Source organism: Oryzicola mucosus, from assembly GCF_014534685.1.
Lineage (GTDB): Bacteria > Pseudomonadota > Alphaproteobacteria > Rhizobiales > Rhizobiaceae > Oryzicola > Oryzicola mucosus.
The window spans coordinates 19,832-40,675 of record NZ_JACVVX010000001.1 but is presented as its reverse complement, the minus strand read 5'-3'; the positions used below and the strand labels follow the sequence as shown (position 1 = coordinate 40,675).

Sequence of the window (20,844 nt, the reverse complement as noted above, 5' to 3'; positions counted from 1 at the left end):
TTAAAAAATCGCCGCTCGCGTTTAGCTCTGCAGCGCAGGGATGCCGGCGTATAGGTCCAGCGCTTCTGGGTTGGCCAGCGCTTCCTTGTTCTTGACGGCCCTGCCATGCACCACGTCGCGTACGGCGAGCTCGGTGATCTTGCCGGATTTCGTCCGTGGAATGTCTTGCACTGCGACTATGCGCGCGGGAACGTGGCGCGGGCTCGCCCCGGTCCTGATCTTGTTGCGGATGCGCTTTTCGAGATCATCGTTCAACACGATCCCTTCGGCCAGCCGCACGAACAGCACGACGCGCACGTCGTCGTCCCAGGTCTGGCCGATGCAGAGGGCCTCGAGGATTTCGGGCATCTGTTCAACCTGGTTGTAGATTTCGGCCGTGCCTATGCGCACGCCGCCCGGATTGAGCGTCGTATCGGAACGGCCGTGGATGATCATGCCGCCATGCTCGGTCCATTCGGCGAAGTCGCCATGGCACCAGACATTGTCGAAGCGCTCGAAATAGGCGGCGTGGTATTTTGCCCCGTCCGGGTCGTTCCAGAAGCCGATGGGCATCGCCGGGAACGCTTTTGTGCAGACCAGTTCGCCCTTTTCCCGGCGTACCGGCTTGCCGTTGTCGTCCCAGACATCCACCGCAAGCCCCAGACCCGGACCCTGGATCTCGCCGCTCCAGACCGGTTTTGTCGGAACGCCTAAAACAAAGCACGAGACGATGTCAGTGCCGCCCGAAATCGAGGCGAGGTGGACGTCTTTCTTGATGCCGTCATAGACGAACTCGAAGCCTTCCGGCGACAGCGGCGAACCGGTGGAGGACACGGTGCGCACGTTCGACAAATCATGCGTCTCGATCGGCCTCAGTCCGGCCTTGCGCACGGAATCGATGAACTTCGCCGATGTGCCGAAATAGGTCATCTTCTCGCGCTCGGCGAGATCGAAGATCACATTGCCATCGGGATGGAAGGGCGAGCCGTCATACAGAAGAAGCGTCGCGCCAGAAGCGAGACCCGACACCAGCCAGTTCCACATCATCCAGCCGCAGGTGGTGAAGTAGAAGAGCCGGTCGCCATCCTTCAGCCCGGCATGCAGCCTGTGCTCTTTGACATGCTGCAGCAGCGTCCCACCCGCGGAATGCACGATGCATTTCGGAATGCCGGTCGTGCCCGATGAAAACAGGATGTAGAGCGGGTGGGAAAACGGCAGCTGCATGTAGGAAATGTCAGCGGCGGCGAAGGGCGCGAGCGCCTGGTCGAGCGTCTCAGTATTGGCCATGTCGGCCGCGGCCTGCACGGCATTGCCGAGATAATCGACCACCAGCACCTTGCGCAGGGTCGGCATCTTGGCCGCAACGGCTGCGATCTTGGCAGAAACATCGATGCGTTTGCCGGCATACCAATAGCCGTCCGGCGCCAGGAACACGACCGGTTCGATCTGGCCGAAACGGTCGAGCACGCCTTGCTCTCCGAAATCCGGCGAGCAGGACGACCAGATGGCGCCGAGCGACGCCGTTGCCAGCATAGCCGCCACGGTTTCGGGCATGTTGGGCATCATGGCAGCAACCCGGTCCCCCTGCTTGACGCCAAGCGACACGAACAACTGTTGAATGCGCGACACCTGCGCGCGCAAATCGTCCCAGGTCCAGCGACGCGTGATCTTATCCTCGCTCTGGAAGACGATCGCTTCTTCGTCGCCACTCTTGCGCAGGAGGTTTTCTGCGAAGTTGAGCTTGGCGTCAGGGAAGAAAACCGCGCCGGGCATCCGGTCGCCATGGGCCAGCACGCGGTCGCCCTTTTCGCCGTGGATTTCGCAGAAATCCCAGACGAGATTCCAGAACCCTTCGCGGTCTTCAATCGACCATGCATGCAGCGCGTCGAAATCGGCAAGAGAGAGGCCCGTACGCGCTGCTGCCTGCCGGGAAAACTCCGTTACGGCGGCCTCCCTGATCTGCGATACAGACGGACTCCAGAGCAAGTTTTCGACCATTATGCGTTCTCCTCCACACACCCCTGCGCTTATGCATATTGCACTGCGGCAAATCAAGAAGCAGCGTTGCGCTGTGTGCAATCGCCTTGACGAGGCCATAAAGACTTGAAATGCCGGGCCTGTCCGCTAAACCCGTCTGAAAGGGCTGCATACGGGGCTATGAAGGCATCACCACTGGTCAGGCGTTTGATCTGGGCCGTCGCTGCATTGCTTGCTATCGGCGCAGTGGGCGTCGCTGTTTTGCCCTATGTCGCTGCATCCCAGATCGTGCGGGATCGTATTGCCTTCAACATGAGCCTTTCCAGCGGCTATCGCGTCATCATCGATGCGCCGCCTGTGATCGAGATATGGCCGTTGCGCGCCATTATCACCGACGTTTCTCTCTCCCGCTGGGACGATTCTCCCGATACGCCGGTTCTCGAAGCCGAGCGTGTCGAGATCGATCTGTCCGCCTTTGCCGCCCTTCGCGGCAATATCGTGTTTTCGGGCGCTCGGCTGATCCGGCCGGTGGTGTATTTCGAAGGCGAGGGGAATGCGGTCAGGCCGCCGCCCTTGCCCGGCGGCGGGTCCATCGCGCGCGCCATCGACGTCACGCGACGCCTGGTCGAGGCCAATCCACAGCAGCCGGACCTGTCTTCCTTGCCGAACACGCCGTTCGGCACCGTCGAGTTCATTGATGGACGTGTCGTCGCGGGCGATGAAGAAGTCGTCAAGGGCCTCAACGCTCGCATCGATTGGCCGACGCTCGACAAACCAGCGAATTTCAATGCCTCGGGCACATGGCGCGGCGAAGCATCGAGCATCGGCATTGCGTCTGCTCAGCCGTTGTTGCTGCTTGCAGGCGGCGCCGGCCCGCTGTCGTGGTCGTTCAAGGCCCAGCCGGCAGAGGCGTCGTTCGAAGGTCGTGCAAGCGTGCTTGGCGATCCTTATTTCGACGGCCAGTTACGCTTTGCCACGCCCGCGCTGCGCCGGCTGCTCGAATGGTCGGGATCGCAGGTCATGCCACATCGCGCCATCGGCGCGTTGTCGGTCAATGCGAAAGCGTCGGGCAACCTTCAGCGCATGAAGATGGAAAATACCCAGATCGTCCTGGATGGCAATCCGGGGCTGGGTGCGCTGGAAATCGTGCTCGGGCCGAGCACGCCGGCTCTCTCTGGAACGTTGGCCTTCGAGACGCTGAACCTGCAGACGTTCCTCTACGCGCTGTCGCCGCTGACGCTGTCGCCCGCCGACACTGCTCAGCAGCTTCCGGTACGGGTGGATGTGGACCTCAGGCTGTCTTCTGCAACTGCGACCGCGGGGTCGCTCACCCTCGCCAATGTGGCAGCGACCGCGCAGGTGAGGAACGAACTCGCGGTCTTTGACATTTCCGACGCCAGCGCCTTTGGCGGCAGCGTTCAGGCCGGGCTGCGCTTCGACCGCGGAGATGGCGGAACCCAGGTCGAATTGCGGCTGATGGCAAATGACATCGATGGCGGCGCCTTCGGCCAGGCCGTGGGCATGAGCAAGGTCGCGCCTGTGTCGCGCGGCAACATTTCCCTGACGATGAAAGGCGAGGCGCATGACTGGCAGTCGCTGATGCAGAATGCCGACGGCTCGATCTCCGCCAATTTCGGCCAGGGCACGCTCTCGGGCTTCGATCTGGGCGGATTCCAAAACCGGCTCAAGGAAGGCGGATTCTTCGCGCTTGCCGACGTGTCGCAGAACAATCTGCCGATCGACGGCATGGAGGTGAGAGCAGCCCTCAATGACGGTGTTGCACGGCTCGAAAAGGCTGAAGCCCGCTCCGGGGGCAACCGCCTCTGGCTCAGCGGCATCGTGCCCTATATCGGTCGCGGCCTGGCGCTGACCGGCGGCATTGAGCCGATACAACCGCCCGCGCCGCCACCTGCCGCCCCACCGGCTGCACAGGCAGAAGGCCAGGCACCGACGGCGAATGTGCAGACGCAACCCACTACCCCAGCTGCGCCGCCGCCACGCGTCGCGAGCTTTTTCGTCGGCGGCTCCTGGGACAGCCCCTTCATCTCGCCTTTGACCAGCCGCAGCGAAAGCGGCGCGGAGTAGTCTAGAGCGTTTCCTGCTTAGATTGAATCGTTCTGCCAAAGGACCACCGGCGCTTTAGACACTTGTTGATTTGCTACGCAAATCAACGGGGAGGTTTCCCGCGGGCAGGCGCCCGCTGGGTCAGCCGGCTTGCCCGATGAACTACAACGGGACTGCGCCGCCTTCCTGGCGGATCGCTCGCCATCGGCGAAACGGAACTGCTTCAATCTAAACAGGAAGCGCTCTAGAACAAGCTGCCCTGGTTGCCCGGCTCGCGGGGTTTTGCCGACGGCTTGGAAACCGTGACTCTCGGCTTTGCACCGCCGGTCGTTGCAATGGCCTGAGCTTCGCCATCGGCAAACTCCAGCGACAACGCTGCACCCGCAGCCACATCGCCAGCGCTCTTGATCACTGCGCCATTCGCATCCTTGACGAGCGCGAAGCCGCGAGCCAGAACGGCCTTGTGAGAGAGGGTGGCAAGCAGCCGGTCCGATTGCGTCAGCCTTGCACGCAGCCGCTCGAGCCGTTGGGATATGGCCATCAGGCCGCGCCGCTCCAACGAACCGAGCTGCGTACGCTGGGCCGCGTGGCGCCGAGCTAGCGGCTCCGGCACAAGGCGGCTTTGCACACGGTCGAAATGCACGCGTCGTTCGCGCACCAATGCTCGCAAGGCAGACTGCGCCCGCGCCATGTCGCGGTCGAGATGGCGTCGCGTGTCACCGACGCGGCGCGACAGTGTGGCGGGCGAAAGCCGGACCGCGCCAAGCCGTGCGCGCTTGCGCTCCGTGCTGACGATCAGCGCGCGGGCGAGCCGGCTGGTGGCTTCGTCGAACTGGCGGCGTGGCAGCGCCAGCAGCTGGTCGGGCGAGGGCAGCGCGCGCGCGGCGGCGCGCACCGCCTGCCGGCGTCGGTCGAGCAGGCGCGAGGTGCAGTTGCGCAGGCGCGCGCCGAGATTGGCCAGCGTTGCCTCAAGGTCGGCTTTGACGGGGACGGCAAGCTCGGCGGCACCCGTTGGGGTCGGAGCACGGCGGTCGGCGGCGAGGTCGATCAGTGTCCAATCGGTCTCGTGGCCGACGGCGGAGATCACCGGAATGTCGGATGCGGCAACCGCGCGGATGAGCGCTTCGTCGTTGAAACCCCAAAGGTCTTCGAGGCTGCCGCCGCCGCGCGCGACGATCAAAAGATCGGGACGCGGCACCGGACCGTCGAACGGCAAGGCGTTGAAGCCTGCGACCGCGGCGGCGACCTCTGCGCCCGACGTCTCGCCCTGCACCCGAACCGGCCAGACGATGACATGCAGCGGAAAGCGGTCCTTGATGCGGTGGACGATGTCGCGGATGACGGCGCCCGTAGGCGAGGTCACCACGCCGATGACCTTCGGCATGAAGGGCGGAAGCTGCTTGCGGTCGTCGTCGAACAGGCCTTCGGCAGCGAGCTTGCGCTTTCGCTCTTCCAAAAGCGCCATCAGCGCGCCGGCACCGGCCGGCTCGAGATTGTCGATGACGATCTGGTATTTCGACGAGCCGGGATAGGTGGTCAGCTTGCCTGTGGCGATGACCTCCATGCCTTCTTCGGGGCGGAATTTCAGCCGGCCCATCGTGCCTTTCCAGACTACGGCTTCGAGTCGCGAGCGGTCGTCCTTCAGCGCGAAATAGGCGTGGCCCGAAGAGTGTGGACCGCGATAGCCGGAGATTTCGCCGCGCACGCGCACATGGCCGAACTGGTCCTCGACGGCCCGCTTCAGGGCGCCGGAAATCTCGCTGACCGTGTATTCGCCGACATTTGGGCGTGATTCGAGTTCTAGATCGCTCATCCGCGGATTGGGCGCGTCCGGTGTGGCGTCGTCAAGGCGTGAGGCTGCAACGGCTGGGGAAAGCTCACCAGCCCGCCAGGACATGGCCCGGCTTCAGCCGGCGGCCCTTGACCGAGGTCACGGCGGCGAAATCGAAGCTGCCGCCATCTTCGATGACCGGAACCGAGATGTTGTCGAGGCTTTCCGAAATATGCCGCGCCAGCGCCTCGACGATCTCCGGGCGGCTGGTATGACCGCGCAGGATACCGATGCCGCAGTCCGGAAGGCTGCCGAAACCGTCGGCCTCGCCCAGTACGCGCATGCCAGGGCGCAGCGCACATTCCGGCAGCACCGAAACCGCAAGTCCGGACAGGACGGCTGCCGTGATCACCGTGGCCGACCAACTGGTGAACAGCACACGGTGGCGGCGGGCCGAGCGTTCCAAGGCTTCGACAGCCGTCAGCCGCCAGCGACAATTGGGGCGCCCGAAGGCCATCGGCAAAATCTCTTCCTCATGCACCATATGGCTTGCCGACGAGACCCAAAGCAGCGGCTCCTGACGCACGATCTCCACAGGACGAACTTCGTCGCATTCCGTCACCACCGCGATGTCGAGATTGCCGCGCCGGGTGAGTTCGAGCAGGTTGATGGTGGGTTCGCAGATCACCGATAGCTCGACGCGAGGATTGGAGCGCGAAAACCGCGCCATGATTTCGGGCAGGAAGCGGTCTGCGTAATCGTCAGGCATGCCGATGCGCACTGTGCCTTCGAGTGCCTTGTCGTCGAACAGCGCCAGCGTCTCGCGATTGAGCTGCAACAGCTTGCGCGCATGGGTCAGAAGCCGCTCGCCTTCCTCGCTGAGCTTGTTGGTGCGGCCGTCCTTTTCGAACAAAGGCTTGCCGATCCGCTCCTCGAGCCGTCGCATCTGCATGGAAACGGCCGACTGCGTTCGGTGCACCTCGTCGGCGGCGCGGGTGAAGCTGCCCGTATCGGCGATGGTGATGAAGGTCTGCAACTGGTCAAGATCGAGAGGAGACGCTGCCATATCGATACCCATAACGAATGTTGATGATAAAGATTAAAAACATTCGTTGGATTAATCAATGCGCCGATGGCAATAAGCTGATGTCCACATGAACTGTATGTGAAACCGGACTGGAAAAGCTGCTGGAGCGGCGGCTTTCCAGATGGGCACCGCTTTGCCCGGACAAGGAGATGACCATGACCACGCTCGAACACGCTACCGCCACGATGCACTCCGCCACGCGTCCGGCCTTTTTGGTGCGTGGGGTCAATGCCATCGCCCAGACATATCGACTCTGGAAAAATCGCCGCGCCTTTTTGAAGCTCGGCGAGATGAGCGACATCGAGCTTGCCGATATCGGCTTGAGCCGTGGCGATCTGCATTTTGCCAGTGATCTGCCGTTCAGCGCCGATCCGACATCGCGGCTCGATGCCATCCGCTATTCCAACGCCAGCCATGTCGAGCAGATGGCGCGCCGCGTCGCCTGATCCGACTGCGGCACGGGCGGTTTGAATGCTGCCACGCCGCCGAAGAGTTTTGCAGGCTCCCCCCACACTCCCTCCGGCTCCCCGCCGGTCAGCCTGCAAATTGCCCGGTCCGCGAGGACCGGGCTTTTTCTTGGAAAACGCTCAGCGATTCCTGTCCATTCCCTTCAGGAACTGGTCGAAGATCGACTCGACGCCCTTCTGATACTCGTCGCGCTGCTTGCTTCCGGTGTCGAACATCTGGCCAAACAGGTCGTCATAAGGGTTTTTGGCGCGTCCGCTGGGATTGGCCTTTGGCTGCGGCGCCGGTTCAGGCTCGGGTGCGCTGCGGCGCTGGCCGCCGCCCATCATGTCTTCGAAAATCTTGCCGAAAGGATTGTCGCCATAGGGACTGGAGGCCGGCTCCGGAGTACGCTGTTGCTGTTGTCCGCCACCGAACATGTCCTGCAGCACCTTGCCGAAAGGGTTGTCGAACGGGCTTGCCGTTTGCGGTGCCTGACGCTGCTGGGGTTGGGCGCCGCCGATGCCCCCTTGGCGCATCATCTGTTCGAAAATTTGGCCAAAGGGGTTGTTTGCCATTCCGGAATCCGGCTGTAGCTGGTTGGTCGACTGTTTGAACATGCCGCCCATGATCATCGAGGCGATGACCGGCAGCATCTGCTGCAGGATGGTCTGGCCGATGCCCGTGGCCTGAGCCGCCTGGCCGGCGATTGCCCGCGACAAATCCTTTGAGCCGAACAAATGGCCCAGAATGCCGTTGCCTTCGTTGACCCCTTGCGGCGAGTAGGCGCGGCTGACATCCTCGAAATATTGGGCGTGCTGACCGGTGGCGAGCGCGTTCATGAAGGAACTGACGCCATAGGGGTCAGTGGCATTCCGCTTGAGCCCTTGGCTGAAGGCTGGCAGCAGCGCCTCGACTGCGGCCTGCGTCTGCTGCTGGCTGAGATTGAATTGGCGCGCCAGCGCCTCCATGCCGTTGCCGTTCTGTGCATTGGCAAGCATATCGTAAAGCGGAAGCATGGTGTGTTCCTCCCAGAACCGATTATGGCCGCAGCCTAACCGATCGCCGCCAAGAGGAACACCGGAATCGGCGAGGTCTTAGTAGGCGTATTCGAGAAAGACCGGCTCGATCGAGTTCCCCCAGCGGGTGTGGTAGGCGTTCAGCATTTCCTCGGCGCTGGTGCTGCCGCGCGCGACGACCTCGTCCAGTGTGCTGAGGAAGGTGGTTTCGTCATAGCCATCGCGGTTTTTGCGGCCGCGGTTCTTCAGACCCATGCGGGAGATGTCGAGCACCTCGCGGCCGACATCGCGCAGCGTCCTGTTGCGGAACACTGTGGCGATGCCCTGTTCCGGCACGGCGTTGCGCATGGCCAAAACCTCGTCGAAGCTCCAGTTCGCCGTCAAATGCTCGGCGGCGTCCAAAGCCGCCGAATCGTAGAGCAGTCCGACCCAGAAAGCGGGCAGGGCGCAGATGCGCCGCCAGGGACCGCCATCGGCGCCGCGCATTTCCAGGAAGCGCTTCAACCGCACATCGGGAAACAGCGTCGATAAATGGTTTGCCCAGTCCCCCATGGTCGGCATGCCGTCGGTGATTTCCTGGCGCGCTGCACCGCCCATGAACTGGCGGAAGGTCATATGCGTCATGTCGTGATAGCGGCCGTCGCGAATGATGAAATACATCGGCACGTCGAGCGCCCATTCGACATAGTCGGCAAAACCGAAATCAGGCGAGAAGCAGAAGTCGAGCAGGCCTGAGCGCTGGTTGTCGGTGTCGCGCCAGATGTCGCCGCGCCAGCTTTGCAAGCCGTTCGGCTTGCCGTCGGTGAAGGGTGAATTGGCGAAGAGCGCGGTCGAAAGCGGCTGCAGCTTGAGCGACACCTGCATCTTGCGGCGCATATCGGCTTCGCTCTCGAAGTCGAGGTTAACCTGGATCGTGCAGGTCCGGTACATCATGTTCAGGCCCTGGGTGCCGACCTTGGGCATGTAGTTGGTCATGATCTCATAGCGCGACTTGGGCATGCGCGGGGTTTCGGAAAGCTGCCATTTCGGGCTGCCGCCGAGACCGAGGAAGCGGATGCCGAGCGGCTCTGCGATCTCGCGCACCTGCGCCAAATGGGCATTGCCTTCACGGCAGGTCTGGTGAATGGTTTCCACCGGCGCGCCCGACAGTTCGAACTGGCCGCCTGGTTCCAGCGAAATGGCGCCTTGGCCTGTCGGCTCGACCAGGCCGATGATGCGGCCGGCGTCGATGATCGGATCCCAGCCGAGCGTCTTCTGCATGCCTTCGAGCAGCGCGCGGATGCCGTGGTCGCCGCCATAGGGAACGGGCGCGTTGCCGTCGACGTAGAAGGGAAACTTCTCGTGCTCGGTGCCGATGCGCCATTGCTCCGGCGGCTTGTTGCCTTCGGCCAAATAGGCCACCAGCTCAGCGACATCCTCGACAGGATGGAAATCGGTCGTATCGCGCGCCATGACAGTCCCTTCTCGCGGCAACGAGCCGCCGGCGCTTGATGGACGATCAGGGGCACGGCGATCAAGCGAAAAATCCTGACGCTTCATCGAAAGGAATTGATGAAGGTGCAGGCGAGGTTCGCGCGAGACGACCAAGGTCGGCGAGGATGGTCACTCCATCGTCGAGAGTGTAGTTGAGTGCGATAAAAATCGAAATACTTGTCGATAAACGGCAAGAAAAATCGATGCCTATTTTTGAGTTTATAAAATAAATATTATTTCCAGTACGTTTCGCCTTAATTGAAGCGAGTTTAAGTTGTATAATCCCGCCATATCGATCTGGTGATGCGACGTCGGTGAAACCCGAAACGGTATTATTGCCTGAATTTTTAAGACTACAAAACTATCGCGCCATGTGGCGTATTTGGCGCTCAGTCCGAATTTCAAAGTGAATTGCGGCCTCGATCACATGGTGGTGGCGGCACCTGAAGCATTTGTTTGGATTGTGCGATGCATGAGACGCGTTCCGTGTCCTCATGCCGAGGGCCGATATCATGACCAGTCGTACCACTCAGACAGTCGTTCGATTTTCCAAAGCGTTTGCGCTGCCGGGTTTCGATAGCCCACTCCCGGCCGGCGACTACCGCGTCGACAGGGACGAGGACCAGATTGAGGCAGGGTCTCGCCTTGCCTGGTTGCATACCAAAACATTCATTCATCTGCCGGCTGTGTCGGCGCCAGGTTCGACGCAGCAGATGGTGCCGATAGAGCCAGCCTATCTCGAAGCGGCTTTGCAAAAGGACAAGACCCAACCATGAACAGTTCGATTTCCACCCGCCGTCGCGCCCGCCAAGAGGACCGCCGACATCACTTTGCGCTCGGCCAGGCCGTTCATATGAAGGGCAGCTTTCAGATGCTGTCCAGTGACAGCGATGTTTATCACGTCACGGCGGTGCTTCCGGCCAAGGATGGCATCCCGCAGTATCGTATCCGCAATGACGATGAACGTCACGAGCGGGTCACCACCGAAGACCATCTTCGTCCGGTGCAGGAAACGGACCAGTCGCAACAATCCAGCCTCCTCGAAAGGACCTTCCGTCATGGCTAAGGGACAGAAACGCACCACCAAGGAAATCCGAAAACCCAAGCAGGAAAAGAAGCCCGAGGTGAAATCGGGGAGCACCTTCGAAAACCAGATGCGGGCGGCGGATACGAACTCCACGAAGGAGAAGGGCAAACGCTGATGGGGCGGCTTTGGGCAACAAAGGACGTCGGCTCGATGAAGGTCACGATTGAGTTCTACCGGACACGCGCGGAGGACGACGCACATGCGATCGTCGGACGCGAGGTGACGGAGGCTCACGATCTCGACGACGCGATCAGGATCACTCGGTTGCTGACGCTGACGCTCGACATGCCTCAAAAGCCCGACGCCGTGGCCATCAGCGATGCCTTCGGCAAACGCATCTACCTGGCAGTTCTCGAAGCCGGGGCTGGCCCTGAAGGAGCACCGCCACCATGAACCATATCAGCTCAGTTCAAGTCGGGCGCGAATCGGTCGCCATCGACACATGGGAAAACGAAGGCGGAGCCACTGTTCGCGAGGGCGCTCATCATCAGTTCGGCCGACGCGTCGAAATGGACGGATCGTGGACGATCTATCATGTCTTCAGCGGCGTTCCCGCCTATTTCGGCGGACGTGCCTCGATGGGGTTGAGCCTGTCGGATGCAACGCTTGGAATGATCTCACTCAACCGCCGGAACGAGCGCGTGCGCAGCCAGCGCACGAAGCTGTTTTCTGCTGTCATGGAAGGCGCGAAACGGTCATGACCCTTGGTTTTCCCAATCGAAGCCGCAGCTTTGACGCGGCGCGCGACGCCGTTCGCTTCATTGCGCATGACGGCATGTTCGAAGTGCCGTTCTACGTCGAGGCAGGCGCGCTTCGCGCACCGGCGCAAAACGACAAGGGCACCGGCGGCGACGAGGCCGCCTGCCTGGCGGTTTTCGATTCCGCGCGCACCAAGATCCAGGAAGCCGCCAGCAAGGCCTATTCGGGGACGCAACGAGGCAAGTCATATGTGCTGACCCGCCTCGACCTGCGGATCCGGTAGATGACGCATCAGGACCTACCGAGCCCAAAACCACATCAACCTCTCCGTTTGCCGACCTCGCAATCCGCCTTATCCTCCAGCCCCCGGCATATCAACTCAGACGATATGTCGGTGATTTCGCGGATCCTCGGCAAGGTATGCCGGCGTCAGCATGTCCTGGCTGGAAGCGCGGATGAAAAGCGGATTGCCGCACTGCGGATCTGGGAGTTTCAATATGGCGAAAACAGCGAGGCCGATCTCACCAAGGCATTTACCTCCGGCGGTTCCTTCAAGCTGACCATCCCTTTCGAGAAACTGAACCAGATTTTCGGCGACGCTTCGCGACGCGGCGAAGACGACCTGATCGTGTCTTCCGCTCTTCTTGCTATTACGACAAACAGCGGGGTCGCTTCATGAGAGCCGTCGGCAGAATTTCCATGGAATCCTTCGGGCGCATCATGCTCGTGCTGGCATTCGGCCTAGCGGCCGGCCTTCTCTATCTCGTCTTCACCAGCATTACGTTTTGAGGCGGACGGCTCCGTTCTTTACCAGTCGCCGATGGTCGCTTGGATTATGGCCAGCGCGGCTACGGCGGCGGTGTCGGCGCGCAGGATACGGGGTCCCAGCGGAATCGCAGTGACGAAGGGCAGGGCATGCAGCATCCTGCGTTCGTCCTCCGAAAATCCGCCTTCGGGGCCGACCAGAAGCGCGAGCTTTCGCTCATCGATCGCTTGCAATGTGGCAACGGGATTGTTGGTCTCGGCACCCTCGTCGCAGAAAATCAGCCGGCGCGTCCGATCCCAGCCCGATAGCAAGGCGTCGAGTTTTATGGGCTCGGCAACATCGGGCAAGGCAAGGATGCCGCATTGCTCGGCTGCCTCCACCACATTGGCGCGCAGCCGCTCGGTCCCAGCCTTCGCCACCTGTGTGTGCTGGGTGATCACCGGCTGCAACGAGCCCGCGCCCATTTCCACGGCCTTCTGCACGAGATAATCGAGCCGTCCCTGCTTGATGGGGGCAAAGCAGTAGACCAGATCGGACGCCTCGGGCTGCGGGCGTTCGAGCCCGACGGCCTCGATCCGCACGGCTTTCTTGGTCCGCGAAGCGATTCTCGCCCGCCATTCGCCGTCGCGCCCGTTGAAAACCAGCAGTTCGGCGCCGTCCGGCAGCCTCAAGACGTGCAGCAGATAATGGCTCTGCTGCGGAGAGGCTTCGAAGCCGCTGCCCTCCGAAAGCGGATCGGGTACGAAGAGCCGTTGGAGTCGGTAATTTGCGCGCATTTCCGACTGATGCGGCAGGGTTTTCGGCGGGTCAAGAGGCGGAGGCATGCCAGACCGGCTCGTAGCCGCGCCGCAGAACGGCCAGCGTCGTTGGCGGCGTGAGCAGCGTCAGTGCCTTTGTCTTGAGGACGGAGGGCGGCTGCGGCACTTCATAGCCTTCGAACGACCACCCCAGGAGCATCCCCGCGCGCAGCGCATAACTGTTTGCGCCATCCGCGATCATCGTGCCGTCCGGCAGGCCCTGCAAATCCTGGATGGCGATTGGTGCTGGACTGCCGCCGGAGGCACGGCGTTCCGCATGCAGACGGGTGTCGATCTCCGTAGCCGTGGCCTTCTTGCGATCCGCCGCTTCGGCATAGAGCCGGCGAAAACCCTGTGCCTGTTCGTAGCGACAAAAGAAGCAAGGTCGGTGCCCGGCGGTCAGGGCGGTCACTTCGTCGAGGAAGAACAGATTGGTCCAGCCCGCACCGGTGCCGGGTCCGTTGCGGCCCATCACGTCGCGTTTGCGCCCCTTGTAGTTGCAGGCACAAATGATCCAGGCCTTCGTGCTCCAGCGCCGCTTGAGCAGCGTCTGGCTGTCGGGATCGTGGATGATGCCGCGATTGCCGGTAAACAGTCCGCGCGCCGGGTGGGCGAGGATTGTCCCGAACGGATCGACGCGGTTCTGGAACGGCATGGCTGCTATCCGTGTTCGATGCTGGTTCGTCCTCAGTCATCATGATACGGCATTGCCCGGTTGCAAAGACAAGGCAGATGCAAGGCGGGACTATGAAGGTTCTTGTTGTCGAAAATTACGCCGAAACCGGTCTCGGCCAGATCCGCGAGGTGCTGGATGAGGCCGGCGCCGAGATCGACCGCCGCAGCCCCTATCTCGGCGAAGCCCTGCCAATGGACGCCTCGGGCCACGATGCGCTGATTGTTCTGGGCGGCGGGCAGAACGCGCTGGACGATGGAGCCTATCCTTATTTTCCCGCATTGCTCGACCTGATCCGCGATTTCGAGGCCAGGGACCGTTCGGTGCTGGGCATCTGCCTGGGAAGCCAGCTCATGGCGCGAGCCTTTGGCGGCATCAACCAGGTCGGTGGGGCGACCGAGTTTGGCTGGCAGACCGTGACCTTGACCGCGGACGGACAGGCCGATCCTGTGGCCGGCTCGGCACCGTCTGCGTTTTCCATCTTCCAATGGCACGACGATACGTTCGGCCTGCCGGAGCGCGCGGTGCGGCTTGCCGAAAGCGCCAAAGCCGTCAACCAGGCCTTTCGGGTTGGGCGCGCCGCTTATGCCACGCAGTTTCATTTCGAAGCCGACACGAAGTTGGTCGAACAGTGGACGACACTCCTGGCCAGCCAGATAGAGGCGAACAATCCCGATTGGCCGGAGCGCCGACCGCAGGAGCAGGCTGTACACGGAGCAGAGGCGGACGCTGCGGGAAAAAGCTTGGCAAGGGCCTGGGTCGGAACCATTCGCCCGGATCGCTCGTGACATTTTTGGCACTGTGGATGACTTCCGCCCGTGCCGCTTTTTTAGCGCTGGATTGTTACAGAGCGGGCTTCTAGAAGCGGCCCCGTCGGTTGGGTGCCAAGGCGCTCCCGACAAAAAGACAAGCCGGATTTCGGAACTTTCTTCGTCGTCGCGGCGTTTTTGCCGCGACTGCCCGTCGATGGCCGAAACATATTCGTAACAGTTATCGTGCAACAGTCGGAACGCTAGAAAAAGAGATGAAACCCGTGAAAGCTGCGCTCCTGACCATCGCCATGATCTCCGCCATCATCGTCGGCGGCTTCGGCATCTATGCAGCCGATGCAGCTGCCGATCACATCGCAATCGACGGCTACGGCGTTACAGCCGCTGCCCGATAAGGCTTAGGCCTCCCACACCGAAAACGTCTGCTTCACATCGCCCTCGGCGACGAACGCCGTCAGGCGTCCGGTGAAGCATGCGCCGGTGTCGACGTTGACGCGATTGCGCAGGATCTCAGGATCCGTTTGCGGCGTATGGCCGTGAACGACGACCTTCTCGAACAGGTCGTCATTGTTTAGAAATGTTCCCCGTATCCAGATCAGATCGTCACGAGACTGCTTGTCGAGCGCGACTCCTGGCCGGATTCCGGCATGGCAGAAGAAAAAATCACCGAACGAGCAGGAATAATCCAAATTGCGCAGGAAGCGCAGATGCGCCTGAGGCAGCACATCCATGAGCTGGTTCCGGGTGCGAACCGCAGCCTCTGGCGACTCGAAAAACGCATCCACCCCGTAGGATCGGACTGTCTGTACCCCGCCATTGCGGACGAAGATACCATCCACCTGTGCGGTAGCCAGAAAGTGCAGCATGGCCTGGTCGTGGTTGCCGGTGAGGAACACAAAGCGTTCGTCGCGCTGTTTTAGGGTGATGAGAAAATCAAGCACGCCGCGTGAATCCGGACCCCGATCGACATAGTCGCCGAGATGGATCACCCGCCAGTCGTCGGGCTTGTCTCGCGCAATTTCGTCGGCGATGCGTTTATGCATGCCCTCCAGCAGGTCAAGCCTGCCATGCGGGTCGCCGATGGCATAGAGCCGCATGCCTTCGGGTGTACGTGCGGAAGCGAAATCCACGCCTTTGGCTTTCATCGGTCTGCACTTTCCGCTGGTGGCATGAGCTTGGGTTCTCCGTGCTGCCGAAGTTTGAGACGCGCGATACGCTGCCATTCCCCGCTGCGCTCCGCTTCTGTCATGGACTTCTCGATATAAGCGATGTGGTCCATCGCCGCCTTGCGCGCGGCGGCAGGATCGCGCCGTATCACGGCCCGATGAATAGCTTGATGCTGATCGAGCAACGCGTCACGTCCTCCCGAATGATCGAAGATCAGCAAGCGGTTCTCCGCCACGCCTTCCGAGAGCAGCCGATAGCAGGCGCGCAGCGTGTGCATGAGAACGATGTTGTGGGCGCATTCGCCCACCGCATGGTGGAACTCGACATCGATCTTGGCTTCGTCCTCGAAGTCGGGATTCCGGTGCGCCGCCTCCATCCGCTCCATGATGCGGTCGAGCAGGACTATATCGTCCGAGGTGACGCGGCGGGCGGCGTATTCGGCCGCCAGACCCTCGATCTCGCGGCGATATTCCAGATAGTCGGCCACCGCCTTGCTGTGGCTGATGATGAGATCCATCACGGGGCGGGAAAAGATCTGGCCGGTGACGTCGGCGACATGGGTGCCGTCGCCATGCCGGCTGATCAGCAGGCCTCGCGCTTCGAGCTCTTTCAGCGCATTGCGCAGGATCGGCCTCGAAACGTCGAATTTCAACGCCAGTTCCCGTTCGCCCGGCAACCTGTCGCCCGAGCGCAGCACGCCTTCGAGGATCAGGCTCTCTATTTGGGCGATTACCTCGTCGGCCGTCCGCGAATGGTCTATCTTGAAGAAAATATCGCTCACGGCTTTTCCAGTTGCTTTGACCCAGGATAGGTCGTCTGCGACAAATTGGTCAAATTATTTATCCAGCATGAAAGACGATCGGCACAGCTCGCACAGCATGCTGCACAGGATTTGCAGCCCCGCCAAAAGACTGGTAAAGGATTTTTACCACTGTGGAGGACGCCATGTCAGGTCTCGTCATGCCCAAGCCGGATGCGGCCACGCTCGCACGCCGCGCCGAGATCGTTGCCGATATGCGTATCATCGTGCCGGGCGAGGGTGTCGTCGATGCCGTCAATGGCATGCGCGCCTTCGAGAGCGACGGGCTGACTGCCTATCGCCAACTGCCTTTGGTCGTGGTGCTGCCCGAGACCGTGGCGCAGGTTTCGCGCATCCTGAAATATTGCAACGACCGCAACATCCGTGTCGTGCCGCGCGGCTCCGGCACCTCGCTGTCCGGTGGCGCGCTGCCCCTCGAAGACGCCGTGCTCGTCGTGATGAGCCGCTTCAACCGCGTGCTCGAGATCGACTATCCCAACCGCGTCGTGGTCGCCCAGCCCGGCGTGACCAATCTCGGCATTACCCATGCGGTCGAGCAGGAAGGATTTTACTACGCGCCCGACCCGTCCTCGCAGATCGCCTGTTCCATCGGTGGCAATGTCGCCGAAAACTCCGGCGGTGTGCACTGCCTGAAATATGGCCTGACCGCCAACAACGTTCTCGGCATCGAGATGGTGCTGATGAATGGCGAGGTGGTCCGGCTCGGCGGCAAGCATCTCGATGCCGAAGGCTATGATCTTCTCGGCATCATGACCGGCTCGGAGGGGCTGCTGGGCGTCGTCACCGAAGTGACCGTGCGCATCCTGAAGAAACCGGAGACGGCACGCGCTCTCCTGATCGGCTTTCCGACCAGCGAAGAGGGCGGCCAATGCGTCGCGGATATCATCGCGGCCGGCATCATTCCCGGCGGCATGGAGATGATGGACCGTCCCGCCATTCATGCGGCGGAAGCCTTCGTGCATGCCGGTTATCCCCTGGATGTCGAGGCGCTGCTGATCGTCGAACTGGACGGTCCCGGCGTCGAGGTCGATCATCTGATCTCGGCAGTCGAGGCGATTGCGCTGCGCAACGGCTCCACCACCTGCCGCATCTCGCAGAATGAACAGGAGCGCATGACCTTCTGGGCCGGGCGTAAGGCGGCGTTTCCCGCCGTCGGCCGTATCTCGCCGGATTATTACTGCATGGACGGCACTATCCCGCGCAAGGAACTGCCGCGCGTTCTGGCTGGAATGCGCAGCCTGTCGGAACAGTACGGCCTCGGCGTCGCCAATGTCTTCCACGCCGGAGACGGCAATCTGCATCCGCTCATCCTCTATGACGCCAATGTGCCGGGCGAACTCGACAAGGCCGAGGCCTTCGGCTCCGACATCCTGCGGCTCTGCGTCGAGGTCGGCGGCGTGCTGACGGGCGAGCATGGTGTTGGTGTTGAAAAGCGTGACCTGATGCCCGAGATGTTTTCGCAAACCGATCTCGACCAGCAGATGCGCGTCAAATGCGCCTTCGATCCCAACCACCTGCTCAACCCCGGAAAGGTGTTCCCGCAACTGCGCCGCTGCGCCGAACTCGGCCGCATGCACGTGCATGCCGGGCAACTGGCCTTCCCCGATATTCCGAGGTTTTGATGACCACCTTCACCCCAGCCATACCGGAAGACGTGCTGTCGGTCGTTCAATGGGCCGCCGGCGAGGAGATGCCGCTCGAAATCTGCGGCCATGGCTCCAAGCGTGGCATCGGCCGTCCGGTACAGGCCGAGCATACGCTTGATTTGTCTCAGCTATCCGGCGTCACGCTGTACGAGCCAGCCGAACTGGTGCTGTCGGCGCGCGCCGGAACCCCGCTTGCCGAGATCGAGACGCTTCTTAAACTCAGCAACCAGGAACTCGCCTTCGAGCCGCTCGACTACGGCCCGCTTTTGGGCGGCGAGCGCGGCCGGGGAACCATCGGTGGGGTGCTGGCTGCCAATCTGGCCGGCCCGCGCCGGCTGAAGGCGGGTGCGGCGCGCGACCATATTCTCGGCATCTCGGCGGTGTCGGGTCGCGGCGAAGCCTTCAAGGCCGGCGGCCGCGTGGTCAAGAACGTCACCGGCTACGATCTTTCCAAGGGTGTTGCCGGTTCCTGGGGTACGCTTGCGGCCTTCACCGACGTGACCTTCAAGGTGCTGCCCGCTGCCGAGACCGAGACCACGCTGGTGGTGCGCGGCCTGCTCGACGACCTCGCGGCAGCCGCCATGGCGGTTGCGATGGGGTCGAGCGCCGAGGTGTCGAGTGCCGCCCATTTGCCGGAAGGCATCGCGAAAACGGTTGCCGACGGCATCCTCGGCAGTGAGCCGGCAACGCTGCTTCGGGTCGAAGGGTTTGGTCCTTCGGTTGCCTATCGCCTCGGCCATCTCAAGCAGTTGCTCGCCGCCGCAGGCGAGATGCAGGAACTCGAACACGAGACCTCCAAGGCGCTGTGGCGCGACGTGCGCGACTGCATCCCCTTTGCCGACGGCAGCGACTTGCCGGTCTGGCGCCTGTCGCTTGCGCCCGCATCCGCCCATGCCTTCGTGCTGGCGCTGCGCATGCGCGCTGCCGTCTCCGCCTTCTACGACTGGCAGGGCGGCCTCGTCTGGCTGCGCATGGAGGCGGGCGAGCCCGAGGCTGAAACCGTCCGCACGCTGATAAAACAGTTCGGCGGCGGCCATGCCACGCTGGTGCGGGCGAGCATGCCCGTGCGCGCCTCCACCGACATATTCGAACCGCAGCCGCCGGCGCTTGCAGCACTCTCGGCGCGGCTGAAGGCCGAGTTCGATCCGAAGAACATCCTCAACCCCGGCAGGATTGTGGCGGGAGCGCACTGATGCAAACCAATTTCTCGCCCGCCCAGCTTGCCGATCCGCATGTCGCCGAATCGGAGAAGATTCTGCGCAAATGCGTGCATTGCGGCTTCTGCACTGCAACTTGCCCGACCTATGTGACGCTGGGCAATGAGCTCGACAGCCCGCGCGGCCGCATCTACCTGATCAAGGACATGCTGGAAAACGGCCGGCCGGCCGACGAGGAGATCGTCACCCATATCGACCGTTGCCTGTCCTGTCTGTCCTGCATGAGCACCTGCCCATCCGGCGTCAACTACATGCATCTGGTCGATCACGCCCGCGCCCATATCGAAAAGACCTACAAGCGCCCGGCGATGAACCGCCTGACGCGCACCGTGCTGGCGGCGGTTCTGCCCTATCCGGCGCGGTTCCGCGCAGCGCTCGGCGCGGCAAAGCTCGGCAAGCCGTTTATCGGCCTGTTCGAGCGCGTGCCGGCGTTCAAGCCTTTCGCGGCCATGCTGCGGCTTGCACCCGATACGGTCGCGGCACCCTCCCAGGCGTCGAAGCCCGGCACCCATGCGGCGATCGCGACCAGGCGGGGCAGGGTGGCGATCCTCACCGGCTGCGCCCAACCGGTGCTCGACCCCGGCATCAACGAGGCGACGATTTCCTTGCTCACGCGGCTCGGCATCGAGGTGGTGGTGCCGCAAGGCGAGGCCTGCTGCGGCGCGCTGGTGCACCATATGGGCCGTGAGGACGCGGCGCTCGCCTCCGCGCGCACCAATGTCGATGCCTGGACCCGCCAGATCGAGGCTGGCGGACTTGATGCCATCGTCATCACCGCCTCGGGCTGCGGCACGACGATCAAGGATTATGGCTTCATGCTGCGGCTCGACCCGGCCTATGCCGAGAAGGCCAGGCGCGTGTCGGAACTCGCCAAGGACGTCACAGAATATCTCGCCACGCTCGATCTTCCCGAGCCCAATCAGAAGCCGGGCCTGACGGTCGCCTATCACTCAGCCTGTTCGATGCAGCACGGCCAGAAGATTACGCGCCAGCCCAAGGAACTGCTGGCTCGCGCCGGCTTCGTGGTGAAGGAGCCGCGCGAGGGGCATCTGTGCTGCGGCTCAGCCGGCACCTACAACATCATGCAGCCTGAGATTTCGGCCACTTTGCGCGACCGCAAGGTCAGGAATATCGAGGCCACCGGTGCCGCCCTCGTCGCCACCGGCAACATCGGCTGCATTACCCAGATCGCCAGCGCGGCGAAGCTGCCCGTCGTGCACACGGTCAAGCTGCTGGACTGGGCCTATGGCGGGGAGCGGCCGGCGGGGGTGTGAAGAAGGGCAGTCTGATCGGTTCCAGCTTTATTCACGCCCCTCATCCGACCCTTCGGGCCACCCTTTCCCCGGCGGGGAGAGGGTGGCCGAGCGAAGCGGAGGCCGGGTGAGGGG

At 62.3% G+C, this 20,844-nt stretch carries 23 protein-coding genes; 14 read left to right on the top strand and 9 right to left on the bottom strand.

Translation table 11 applies throughout. The features are described from left to right. Positions 1–21: 21 nt before the first annotated feature. Positions 22–1,977 (bottom strand): acetoacetate--CoA ligase, encoded by a 1,956-nt coding sequence (locus tag ICI42_RS00210; protein WP_188162538.1) that lies wholly within the window; start codon positions 1,975–1,977, stop codon positions 22–24. A gap of 159 nt (positions 1,978–2,136) precedes the next feature. Between ICI42_RS00210 and ICI42_RS00205 the strand changes: the two genes are divergently transcribed. Beyond that, a complete protein-coding gene (locus ICI42_RS00205) occupies positions 2,137–4,041 on the top strand; it encodes an AsmA family protein (protein ID WP_188162537.1) in 1,905 nt (634 codons plus the stop codon). 223 nt (positions 4,042–4,264) lie between these two features. Here the strand turns inward: ICI42_RS00205 and xseA are convergent, their stop codons facing one another. Next, the gene (gene xseA, locus ICI42_RS00200; RefSeq protein WP_188163658.1) at positions 4,265–5,833 is read right to left on the bottom strand and encodes an exodeoxyribonuclease VII large subunit; all 1,569 of its coding nucleotides are present in this window, start codon (positions 5,831–5,833) and stop codon (positions 4,265–4,267) included. 64 nt (positions 5,834–5,897) lie between these two features. Continuing rightward, positions 5,898–6,857: a LysR substrate-binding domain-containing protein gene (locus ICI42_RS00195; protein WP_210316912.1), complete on the bottom strand. Its 960-nt coding sequence runs from the start codon at positions 6,855–6,857 to the stop codon at positions 5,898–5,900. Between the two features lie 176 nt (positions 6,858–7,033). Here ICI42_RS00195 and ICI42_RS00190 point away from each other — a divergent pair, with 176 nt between their 5' ends. Further along, positions 7,034–7,324: a DUF1127 domain-containing protein gene (locus ICI42_RS00190; RefSeq protein WP_188162535.1), complete on the top strand. Its 291-nt coding sequence runs from the start codon at positions 7,034–7,036 to the stop codon at positions 7,322–7,324. A gap of 141 nt (positions 7,325–7,465) precedes the next feature. On the opposite strand, the gene ICI42_RS00185 is transcribed toward ICI42_RS00190, so the two are convergent. Together ICI42_RS00185 and ICI42_RS00180 are read right to left on the bottom strand one after the other, a co-directional pair. Continuing rightward, on the bottom strand, positions 7,466–8,341 hold the full coding sequence (locus tag ICI42_RS00185; protein ID WP_188162534.1) for a DUF937 domain-containing protein: 876 nt from the start codon (positions 8,339–8,341) through the stop codon (positions 7,466–7,468). Positions 8,342–8,419: 78 nt separating this feature from the next. Then, positions 8,420–9,793, bottom strand: coding sequence for a glutamate--cysteine ligase (locus ICI42_RS00180; protein ID WP_188162533.1), 1,374 nt, complete (start codon positions 9,791–9,793; stop codon positions 8,420–8,422). A 533-nt stretch (positions 9,794–10,326) separates the two neighbouring features. Between ICI42_RS00180 and ICI42_RS23515 the strand changes: the two genes are divergently transcribed. The 7 genes from ICI42_RS23515 to ICI42_RS00150 are packed head-to-tail and all read left to right on the top strand — an operon-like array spanning position 10,327 to position 12,279. After that, entirely contained in the window at positions 10,327–10,590 is a 264-nt protein-coding gene (locus ICI42_RS23515; protein WP_230980113.1) for a hypothetical protein, read from the top strand. After that, positions 10,587–10,880, top strand: coding sequence for a hypothetical protein (locus ICI42_RS00175; protein ID WP_188162532.1), 294 nt, complete (start codon positions 10,587–10,589; stop codon positions 10,878–10,880). Before ICI42_RS23515 ends, ICI42_RS00175 begins: the two co-directional genes overlap by 4 nt. Further along, on the top strand, positions 10,873–11,016 hold the full coding sequence (locus tag ICI42_RS00170; RefSeq protein WP_188162531.1) for a hypothetical protein: 144 nt from the start codon (positions 10,873–10,875) through the stop codon (positions 11,014–11,016). The genes ICI42_RS00175 and ICI42_RS00170 overlap by 8 nt, the downstream gene beginning before the upstream one ends. 35 nt (positions 11,017–11,051) lie before the next feature. After that, a complete protein-coding gene (locus tag ICI42_RS00165; protein ID WP_188162530.1) occupies positions 11,052–11,294 on the top strand; it encodes a hypothetical protein in 243 nt (80 codons plus the stop codon). Then, positions 11,291–11,602: a hypothetical protein gene (locus ICI42_RS00160; protein ID WP_188162529.1), complete on the top strand. Its 312-nt coding sequence runs from the start codon at positions 11,291–11,293 to the stop codon at positions 11,600–11,602. The genes ICI42_RS00165 and ICI42_RS00160 overlap by 4 nt, the downstream gene beginning before the upstream one ends. Then, on the top strand, positions 11,599–11,883 hold the full coding sequence (locus ICI42_RS00155) for a DUF1488 family protein (RefSeq protein ID WP_188162528.1): 285 nt from the start codon (positions 11,599–11,601) through the stop codon (positions 11,881–11,883). The genes ICI42_RS00160 and ICI42_RS00155 overlap by 4 nt, the downstream gene beginning before the upstream one ends. Next, a complete protein-coding gene (locus ICI42_RS00150; RefSeq protein ID WP_188162527.1) occupies positions 11,884–12,279 on the top strand; it encodes a hypothetical protein in 396 nt (131 codons plus the stop codon). It abuts the gene before it with no gap. A 128-nt stretch (positions 12,280–12,407) separates the two neighbouring features. Here ICI42_RS00150 and ICI42_RS00145 read toward each other — a convergent pair whose 3' ends face one another. After that, positions 12,408–13,142, bottom strand: a complete 735-nt coding sequence (locus ICI42_RS00145; RefSeq protein WP_188163657.1) for a 16S rRNA (uracil(1498)-N(3))-methyltransferase — start codon at positions 13,140–13,142, stop codon at positions 12,408–12,410. Between the two features lie 31 nt (positions 13,143–13,173). After that, positions 13,174–13,818, bottom strand: a complete 645-nt coding sequence (locus ICI42_RS00140) for a hypothetical protein (protein WP_188162526.1) — start codon at positions 13,816–13,818, stop codon at positions 13,174–13,176. 92 nt (positions 13,819–13,910) lie between these two features. Here ICI42_RS00140 and ICI42_RS00135 point away from each other — a divergent pair, with 92 nt between their 5' ends. Both ICI42_RS00135 and ICI42_RS00130 read left to right on the top strand, forming a co-directional pair. Then, positions 13,911–14,624: a type 1 glutamine amidotransferase gene (locus ICI42_RS00135; protein WP_188162525.1), complete on the top strand. Its 714-nt coding sequence runs from the start codon at positions 13,911–13,913 to the stop codon at positions 14,622–14,624. A gap of 236 nt (positions 14,625–14,860) precedes the next feature. Continuing rightward, the gene (locus tag ICI42_RS00130) at positions 14,861–15,001 is read left to right on the top strand and encodes a hypothetical protein (RefSeq protein ID WP_188162524.1); all 141 of its coding nucleotides are present in this window, start codon (positions 14,861–14,863) and stop codon (positions 14,999–15,001) included. Positions 15,002–15,004: 3 nt separating this feature from the next. Here the strand turns inward: ICI42_RS00130 and ICI42_RS00125 are convergent, their stop codons facing one another. After that, positions 15,005–15,751: a metallophosphoesterase family protein gene (locus ICI42_RS00125; protein WP_188163656.1), complete on the bottom strand. Its 747-nt coding sequence runs from the start codon at positions 15,749–15,751 to the stop codon at positions 15,005–15,007. Then, a complete protein-coding gene (locus ICI42_RS00120) occupies positions 15,748–16,554 on the bottom strand; it encodes an FCD domain-containing protein (RefSeq protein ID WP_188162523.1) in 807 nt (268 codons plus the stop codon). The genes ICI42_RS00125 and ICI42_RS00120 overlap by 4 nt, the downstream gene beginning before the upstream one ends. A 164-nt stretch (positions 16,555–16,718) precedes the next feature. Between ICI42_RS00120 and ICI42_RS00115 the strand changes: the two genes are divergently transcribed. The 3 genes from ICI42_RS00115 to glcF are packed head-to-tail and all read left to right on the top strand — an operon-like array spanning position 16,719 to position 20,730. Next, positions 16,719–18,215: an FAD-linked oxidase C-terminal domain-containing protein gene (locus ICI42_RS00115; protein ID WP_188162522.1), complete on the top strand. Its 1,497-nt coding sequence runs from the start codon at positions 16,719–16,721 to the stop codon at positions 18,213–18,215. Next, positions 18,215–19,432, top strand: coding sequence for an FAD-binding protein (locus ICI42_RS00110; protein ID WP_188162521.1), 1,218 nt, complete (start codon positions 18,215–18,217; stop codon positions 19,430–19,432). Before ICI42_RS00115 ends, ICI42_RS00110 begins: the two co-directional genes overlap by 1 nt. Then, on the top strand, positions 19,432–20,730 hold the full coding sequence (gene glcF / locus ICI42_RS00105) for a glycolate oxidase subunit GlcF (protein WP_188162520.1): 1,299 nt from the start codon (positions 19,432–19,434) through the stop codon (positions 20,728–20,730). The genes ICI42_RS00110 and glcF overlap by 1 nt, the downstream gene beginning before the upstream one ends. Positions 20,731–20,844: the final 114 nt, after the last annotated feature.

What these genes read in the sequence shown, in the direction of transcription:
- xseA (WP_188163658.1), bottom strand. Translation starts at nt 5,833, where the DNA reads ATGAGCGATCTAGAACTCGAATCACGCCCAAATGTCGGCGAATACACG.
- ICI42_RS00110 (WP_188162521.1), top strand. Translation starts at nt 18,215, where the DNA reads ATGACCACCTTCACCCCAGCCATACCGGAAGACGTGCTGTCGGTCGTT.
- ICI42_RS00160 (WP_188162529.1), top strand. Translation starts at nt 11,291, where the DNA reads ATGAACCATATCAGCTCAGTTCAAGTCGGGCGCGAATCGGTCGCCATC.
- ICI42_RS00195 (WP_210316912.1), bottom strand. Translation starts at nt 6,857, where the DNA reads ATGGCAGCGTCTCCTCTCGATCTTGACCAGTTGCAGACCTTCATCACC.
- ICI42_RS00155 (WP_188162528.1), top strand. Translation starts at nt 11,599, where the DNA reads ATGACCCTTGGTTTTCCCAATCGAAGCCGCAGCTTTGACGCGGCGCGC.
- ICI42_RS00135 (WP_188162525.1), top strand. Translation starts at nt 13,911, where the DNA reads ATGAAGGTTCTTGTTGTCGAAAATTACGCCGAAACCGGTCTCGGCCAG.
- ICI42_RS00125 (WP_188163656.1), bottom strand. Translation starts at nt 15,751, where the DNA reads ATGAAAGCCAAAGGCGTGGATTTCGCTTCCGCACGTACACCCGAAGGC.
- ICI42_RS00180 (WP_188162533.1), bottom strand. Translation starts at nt 9,793, where the DNA reads ATGGCGCGCGATACGACCGATTTCCATCCTGTCGAGGATGTCGCTGAG.
- ICI42_RS00175 (WP_188162532.1), top strand. Translation starts at nt 10,587, where the DNA reads ATGAACAGTTCGATTTCCACCCGCCGTCGCGCCCGCCAAGAGGACCGC.
- ICI42_RS00185 (WP_188162534.1), bottom strand. Translation starts at nt 8,341, where the DNA reads ATGCTTCCGCTTTACGATATGCTTGCCAATGCACAGAACGGCAACGGC.
- ICI42_RS00210 (WP_188162538.1), bottom strand. Translation starts at nt 1,977, where the DNA reads ATGGTCGAAAACTTGCTCTGGAGTCCGTCTGTATCGCAGATCAGGGAG.
- glcF (WP_188162520.1), top strand. Translation starts at nt 19,432, where the DNA reads ATGCAAACCAATTTCTCGCCCGCCCAGCTTGCCGATCCGCATGTCGCC.
- ICI42_RS00165 (WP_188162530.1), top strand. Translation starts at nt 11,052, where the DNA reads ATGAAGGTCACGATTGAGTTCTACCGGACACGCGCGGAGGACGACGCA.
- ICI42_RS23515 (WP_230980113.1), top strand. Translation starts at nt 10,327, where the DNA reads ATGACCAGTCGTACCACTCAGACAGTCGTTCGATTTTCCAAAGCGTTT.
- ICI42_RS00190 (WP_188162535.1), top strand. Translation starts at nt 7,034, where the DNA reads ATGACCACGCTCGAACACGCTACCGCCACGATGCACTCCGCCACGCGT.
- ICI42_RS00130 (WP_188162524.1), top strand. Translation starts at nt 14,861, where the DNA reads ATGAAACCCGTGAAAGCTGCGCTCCTGACCATCGCCATGATCTCCGCC.
- ICI42_RS00115 (WP_188162522.1), top strand. Translation starts at nt 16,719, where the DNA reads ATGTCAGGTCTCGTCATGCCCAAGCCGGATGCGGCCACGCTCGCACGC.
- ICI42_RS00150 (WP_188162527.1), top strand. Translation starts at nt 11,884, where the DNA reads ATGACGCATCAGGACCTACCGAGCCCAAAACCACATCAACCTCTCCGT.
- ICI42_RS00170 (WP_188162531.1), top strand. Translation starts at nt 10,873, where the DNA reads ATGGCTAAGGGACAGAAACGCACCACCAAGGAAATCCGAAAACCCAAG.
- ICI42_RS00205 (WP_188162537.1), top strand. Translation starts at nt 2,137, where the DNA reads ATGAAGGCATCACCACTGGTCAGGCGTTTGATCTGGGCCGTCGCTGCA.
- ICI42_RS00140 (WP_188162526.1), bottom strand. Translation starts at nt 13,818, where the DNA reads ATGCCGTTCCAGAACCGCGTCGATCCGTTCGGGACAATCCTCGCCCAC.
- ICI42_RS00145 (WP_188163657.1), bottom strand. Translation starts at nt 13,142, where the DNA reads ATGCGCGCAAATTACCGACTCCAACGGCTCTTCGTACCCGATCCGCTT.